This window comes from Propionibacterium sp., from assembly GCF_047719395.1.
Taxonomy (GTDB): domain Bacteria; phylum Actinomycetota; class Actinomycetes; order Propionibacteriales; family Propionibacteriaceae; genus Propionibacterium.
Window position 1 is genome coordinate 1 of the sequence record NZ_JBDNTB010000090.1, and the last position, 5,524, is coordinate 5,524.

Consider the following 5,524-nt stretch of genomic DNA (forward strand, 5'->3'; position numbering starts at 1 on the left):
CCTGCTCGAGACCGGCGGCTTCAGACCCCACCTACACCCTCATCTGTGAAGAGCCGAATTGGGCTGACGGGCTGGGACACGATCTACGGGCTGCGGATGGGGTTAAAGCAGCCCGATAACGATCGATTCCGGGACGTCAGCGGTGGCACCCGGTCGACGGGCGACACGCCGGGCGGAGGCGTCCCGAAACTCAGGACCGAAACCAAACTGTCCCACAACCTGGGCTGGACCGTTTTCGGGATGGCTGGTAGAATTGTTGTATCAACGTCGGGTGAGAGGAGCAGGCTGTGGCTACTTCGACGATGACCGCAACTACCGAGGCCGAGCGGGAACGGCGTGTGGCGGAGGCGGTCCACAGTGGCGAGATGGAGGGGCTGCGCGTGACTCCTGCGACTCGGGCGGATGCGCAGGAGTACATCGCCGGCCGGATCGACTCCGACGAGCTGGTCGCCCGGGCCCGCGCCCGCTATGGCCTCCACTGACTTCGTCGACCCCTACCTCGACCCTGAGACGGGGCTGTTGCGGAACAAGGTCGGCGCCCGGACGAAGGTCGCCCTCGACGAGGCCGAGGGCGACCTTTCGTTCACCCGCCTGGTGCAGCTCATGGACCATCCGCCGAAGGCGACGGGGGACCTCGACGAGCTGCGCGCGATCCACCGGACGCTTTTCCAGGATGTCTATGACTGGGCGGGGAAGCTGCGCACCGTGGACATGCGCAAGAACGCCGAGGGCGCGCAGTTCTTCCTGCCGGTGTCGATGATCGACCGGGCCGCGATGTTCGCTGAGGGTGAGCTGCGCGGCGACAACGAGCTGCGCGGTATGGGCCGGGATCAGTTCATCGACCGCCTGGCGTACCACTACGATTCGTGGAATTACGTGCACCCGTTCCGAGAGGGCAACGGCAGGACGCAACGAGTGTTCTGGAACCGCGTCGCCAGCGACGCGGGCTGGCAGCTCGACTGGCGCGAGGTGCACGGTGCGACCAACGACCAGGCGAGCCGCGCGGCATCCGAGCAGCGGGACTTCGGGCCGCTGCTCGAGATGTTCGATCAGATCGTCAGCAAGGCGACCCCGCAGGGTGAACGAGACGCCGCCTGGCGCGTCGCAGAGCGCGCCCGGCTGTCGTTCCCCATGAGTGCCACCGAGACCGCGCGCCGACCCCAGAGCGGCCCGCCTGGCGCGCCCCAGGCACGCACCACCATGCACATGCCAGGGCAGAGCCACCGAGGTCCTGGCAACGACGGCCCAGGAGCGAGCCGATGAACGATGACTACCGACTGTCACACCGCGCGCCAGGACCCGAGGAGGACGGCACGACGGTTCGACTCGACCAGGTTGGGGGAGAGCACGACGAGGTGTTTCCGGCCGACGTCGACCGGCATCCGGAGCGCTACGGGGCTGAGCATGCGGAGACCGTCGAGCAGGTGCGCCAGGCGCACGGCGACCCCGACGCCATGGTGCAGGTTTGGCGGGCCGTCCCGGCAGGCGTCGAGGTGGTCAATCCCGGTGATTGGGTCGGCCTGTCGCCACAGAAGGCGCAGGCGGAGGCCGCCATGGAACACAGCCGCGTGATCACCGCCACCGCGACGGCACGTGACTTGTGGTGTGAGGGTGTGCTGGAGGAGTGGGGATACCAGGGTGCTGCGCCGCTGCCCGTCAGGGCCGCTGGGTTGGACCGGTCGGTGGTGCGCGCCAGCTACCCGCATAGTGCCATGCGAGGGCCGGCGGCGCGCAGCGCAGCCGTGGCTACGGTGCGCGCCGAGACTGAGGGGTGCCGGCGTGGTCGGCCAGCTCAGGGGATCGTCCGGTGAGTGTTGTCGGGTATGCGCGGGTGTCCACCCGTGAACAGAATCCGGCCGCGCAGGAGGCCGAGCTTCGGGCGGCGGGGGCCGAGCGGGTGTTCGTGGACCATGGCGAGTCCAGTCGTGTGGCGGATCGGCCGCAGTGGGTGGCGTGCCGGGACTATCTGCGCCCCGGGGACGTGTTGGTGTTCCGTGCGCTCGACCGGCTGGCCGGCACCGAGAAGATGGCCATCGAGGTCGTCCATGAGTTGGTCGACCGGGGGGTGAGTATCAAGAGCTTGACGGAGCCGGCGCTGTCCATCGACACGTCGAGTCCGATGGGTCAGGCGATCGTGGGGATCATGGCGGTTTTCGCGCAGCTGCGGGTGGATACGATTCGGGCCAACACCCGGCGCGGTCTTGCCTACGCGAAGTCCCAGGGGCGCGTCGGCGGACGCCCCACGGTCATGACGCCCGAGCGTGTCGAGGCGGCGGCTAATCTGCGGGCCCAGGGCTACACGATGGCGCACATCGCGAAGGTCCTCGGCGTAGGCAAGTCGACGGTCGCCCGTACCCTGACCCGGCTCGACCAGGACAGTGCTCAGCCGGCAATCTCGGTGCAGTCCTGACCGTTCTTTCCCCTTCCTCCGATAGCTGCCGACCTGCACCGGTCAGTCCCCTGTCAAGGGTGGGGCGAAGCCCCATCACGTAGTGACGCGCAGCGCCCTTGACAGGGGACTGACCGGTGTGACAATCACGGCGTCAGAGGAAGGGGAACCACCTACCCGTCGAGGCCGTACACGGGCCGCATTCATAGATCGCCACGTGTGCGTGCGACCGCAGGATGCGGCCGGTGTGCGGGCGGTAGTTGTGGGTCCCGCTGTCCACAGGTGGTCAGGGGGTCGCGCTACGCAACGACCGGCTGGTCTGTGTCGGCGCTGGAGGCGCCGAGTTCCCCACCATCGTTCTCGACCGAGGCCGGGGATTCCGGTGCGGCCTTCCTGCGCGTCGCCCGGTGGCGGATGCGCTTCTTCTTGTCCGGCTCGGCGTAGCCGATCTTGTGCAGCTCCTCTGGCGTCCAGCCGGCGCTCACGGCGGCGTTGTACGCCTTCACGTCGGCACGCTCAGCCGTGCCGACACGCTCGGTGATCGACGCCTGGAGCTTGGCCAGCTCGGTGGCCGTCTCCTCGCGCGTGTCCGCGAGACCTTGACGGGCCTCGGCCAATATGCGGATGGAATTGATCCGGTCCTCTTGGACACGGCGAGCACGGTCGACTGCTTCCTCGATGCTAGGTTCTTTGCTCATGCTTTTAGCCTACGAGCTGAGTTCGCCGAGGTCGACCATCGTCGACCTCGAAATGATTGTCGCGGCGTAGCCGTGACCGCTACGTCTGTCGACGTAAGGGACCCCCTGAGGCGATCCTCGCGGAGCAAGCTATATGATCCGGGCACCGGATCGGGCTTGATCCTCGACACGGGGTCGAGGATGCGGCACACTAGATGTGTGATCCCCGCGCGGGGGTGGGGTCGCTGCGCTGGGCAGAGGAGGCGGGACGTGGAGACGGAACAGCCCGAGGAGAGCGAGCCAGTTCGCCGGCCGGCTCGCCGTCGGCGGGTCGAGGGGGGCCGGCAGCATCGGCACGTCGTCAGGGTGACGCCCGAGGAGGAGGGTCAGCTTTACGCCCTGGCGTTGCAGTATCGGGTGAGTGTGCCGAAGCTGCTGGTGGATGCGGCGTTGGCGGGTGGTTCGACGGCTGCGGCGTCGAACGCGACGGTGCGGCACGAGGTGGCGGCGCAGATGTTCGCCACGCACCGCCTGCTGGCGGGGATCGCGAACAATGTCAATCAGATGGCGAAGGCGACGAACGCGACAGGTGACGTGCGGGCGGAGATGGTCGCGACGCTTCGTAAGGTGCGGGAGGTCGCGGACCGCATCGACGGTTTCGTCGATGAACTGATCGGGGCGGCGTCGTGATACCGAACGTGACGCGCGGGGACCGGATGGCAGGTCTGTTGACCTACCTCACGGGGCCGGGCAGGTCGAACGAGCACACGGAGCCGCACCTTGTCGCGGGCGATCCCGCGCTGTTGGCGTGGCATGACGATGCGGAGTTGGGGCACGATGCGGCGCTGTCGATCGCGCGGCATCTCGACAAGCCGCGCGTCGTGTTCGGGGTCGAGGTGGCGCGCGGGCATGTGTGGCATTGTTCGCTGTCGCTGCGCGCCGAGGAAGGTCAGCGGACGGACCAGGACTGGGCGAAGATCGCGCACGACTTCGTGAAGGCGATGGAGTTCGACGACCCGGACGACCCGAGGGCTCCGTGCCGGTGGGTCGCGATCCGGCACGGCGTCTCGACGAACGGGAACGATCACATTCACATCGCCGTGAACCTCGTGCGCGAGGACGGCACCAAGGCGTCGATTCACAACGACTTCCATCGCGCCCAGGTCGCGGCCCGCGCCCTTGAAGTAAAGCACGGCTTGGAGCCGTTGGAGTCGGCGCGGGTCGATCGGTCGACGCGCGGTTACGATCCGGCCGAGCGGGAGGCGCAGGCCCGGTCGAGGGCGCGCGCCAAGTACGAGCGCACACGGTCGAGGCTGGGGGCAGACACGCCCGCGTGGAAGGTGCTGGCGGGCGAGGATCGTCGGGCACGGATCGCGGCGGAGCTGCGCACCGATCAGCCGCGTTACCTGCTCGCGTTGAGGGTGCGCGCGACGTCGAGCGCGAGCGAGAGTGAAGCCGAGTTCGTGCGCCGTATCCGGCGATCCGGGCTGCTCGTGCGGCCGCGCTACGCGGACGGGCGAACCGACGTCGTCACCGGCTACTCGGTGGCGGAACGGCCACAGACTGGCGAGCGTCCCATCTGGTACGGGGGCGGGCACCTGGGCCGGGACCTCACACTGCCACGGCTGCGCGACGGATGGCCCGATACGGCCGCCGGTGCGAGTGAGGCGGTGGAGGAATGGAACGCCGCCAAGCGGGGGAGGCGCGTGGTCGCGCCGGGACGCGAAGCGAGCGAGCCGGACCCTGAGCTGTGGGACCGGCGCGACGCCGAGCTGAGCCAGGTCGTCGACCGGTTGCGCTTGGTCCCGGTCGACGACCGGGACACCTGGGCGACCGTCGCCCGGCAGACGGCGGGTGCGCTGGCCGCCTGGTCGAACGCGACGGAAGAGACCCCCGGAGACCTCGCCGAGGCGGCCGACGCACTGTCACGGTCTGCGCAGACCTACCGGCGCACCGTGACGCCGAAGAAGGCAGGCACGGCCGCCATCTCGGGGACGGCGATGCTGCTCGCCAGCGCCGCGCGCGGCGGGCAGGGTGCCGTCGCTCAAGCGGCAATGATCCGGCAGTTGCTCCGGTTGACTCAGGCCGTGTACAACGCTTCGGTGGCGGCCGGGCAGGCGCGTCAGGCGCAACTGTTGGCGGAGGACACGCGGGCGCGGCTGGTGCGGGTGCGTGACGCGATGCCGAGCCCGGCAGCGGCACCCGGCGGGGTCGGGACCGCCACGATGGCGCGGCCGGCGGACCTCGACCCCGAAGCGCAGGCGATGCTCGAGCGGCTACGGGCCGGACAGGCGAAGCCGGCCATCGACATCGGGTCGCCCGTGCCGAACAGGATCGAGCCCACACGGCGGGGGGGGGGGGGGGGGGCCGGGGGGGGGGGGGCGGGGGGGCGGGGCGGGGGGGGGGCGGCGGGGGGGGGGGGGGGGGGGCGCGGCGGGGGGGGGGGGGGTGGTGGGGG

7 protein-coding genes are annotated in these 5,524 nt (G+C 69.6%); 6 read left to right on the plus strand and 1 reads right to left on the minus strand.

Annotated elements, in window-relative coordinates; translation table 11 throughout:
- Positions 1 to 287: 287 nt before the first annotated feature.
- Genes ABF648_RS11675 through ABF648_RS11690 form a run of 4 tightly spaced genes read left to right on the plus strand, consistent with a single transcriptional unit; the run spans position 288 to position 2,410 of the window.
- On the plus strand, positions 288 to 482 hold the full coding sequence (locus ABF648_RS11675) for a hypothetical protein (RefSeq protein WP_415632419.1): 195 nt from the start codon (positions 288 to 290) through the stop codon (positions 480 to 482).
- Positions 469 to 1,263 carry a Fic/DOC family protein gene (locus tag ABF648_RS11680; RefSeq protein WP_415632420.1) on the plus strand — a complete coding sequence of 265 codons (795 nt, stop codon included), beginning with the start codon at positions 469 to 471 and terminating at the stop codon, positions 1,261 to 1,263. Before ABF648_RS11675 ends, ABF648_RS11680 begins: the two co-directional genes overlap by 14 nt.
- Positions 1,260 to 1,811, plus strand: a complete 552-nt coding sequence (locus tag ABF648_RS11685) for a hypothetical protein (RefSeq protein ID WP_415632421.1) — start codon at positions 1,260 to 1,262, stop codon at positions 1,809 to 1,811. Before ABF648_RS11680 ends, ABF648_RS11685 begins: the two co-directional genes overlap by 4 nt.
- On the plus strand, positions 1,808 to 2,410 hold the full coding sequence (locus tag ABF648_RS11690) for a recombinase family protein (protein ID WP_415632422.1): 603 nt from the start codon (positions 1,808 to 1,810) through the stop codon (positions 2,408 to 2,410). Before ABF648_RS11685 ends, ABF648_RS11690 begins: the two co-directional genes overlap by 4 nt.
- A gap of 278 nt (positions 2,411 to 2,688) precedes the next feature.
- Here ABF648_RS11690 and ABF648_RS11695 read toward each other — a convergent pair whose 3' ends face one another.
- Positions 2,689 to 3,087, minus strand: coding sequence for a hypothetical protein (locus tag ABF648_RS11695; protein WP_415632423.1), 399 nt, complete (start codon positions 3,085 to 3,087; stop codon positions 2,689 to 2,691).
- 249 nt (positions 3,088 to 3,336) lie between these two features.
- On the opposite strand from ABF648_RS11695, the gene ABF648_RS11700 reads away from it, so the two are divergent.
- Both ABF648_RS11700 and ABF648_RS11705 read left to right on the plus strand, forming a co-directional pair.
- On the plus strand, positions 3,337 to 3,756 hold the full coding sequence (locus ABF648_RS11700; protein WP_415632424.1) for a MobC family plasmid mobilization relaxosome protein: 420 nt from the start codon (positions 3,337 to 3,339) through the stop codon (positions 3,754 to 3,756).
- Between the two features lie 26 nt (positions 3,757 to 3,782).
- On the plus strand, positions 3,783 to 5,524 hold a 1,742-nt coding region (locus ABF648_RS11705; protein WP_415632425.1), incomplete at its 3' end, for a relaxase/mobilization nuclease domain-containing protein.

Excerpts from the sequence above, each read along its gene's own strand:
- ABF648_RS11680 (WP_415632420.1), top strand. The coding sequence starts at position 469 with ATGGCCTCCACTGACTTCGTCGACCCCTACCTCGACCCTGAGACGGGG.
- ABF648_RS11695 (WP_415632423.1), bottom strand. The coding sequence starts at position 3,087 with ATGAGCAAAGAACCTAGCATCGAGGAAGCAGTCGACCGTGCTCGCCGT.
- ABF648_RS11685 (WP_415632421.1), top strand. The coding sequence starts at position 1,260 with ATGAACGATGACTACCGACTGTCACACCGCGCGCCAGGACCCGAGGAG.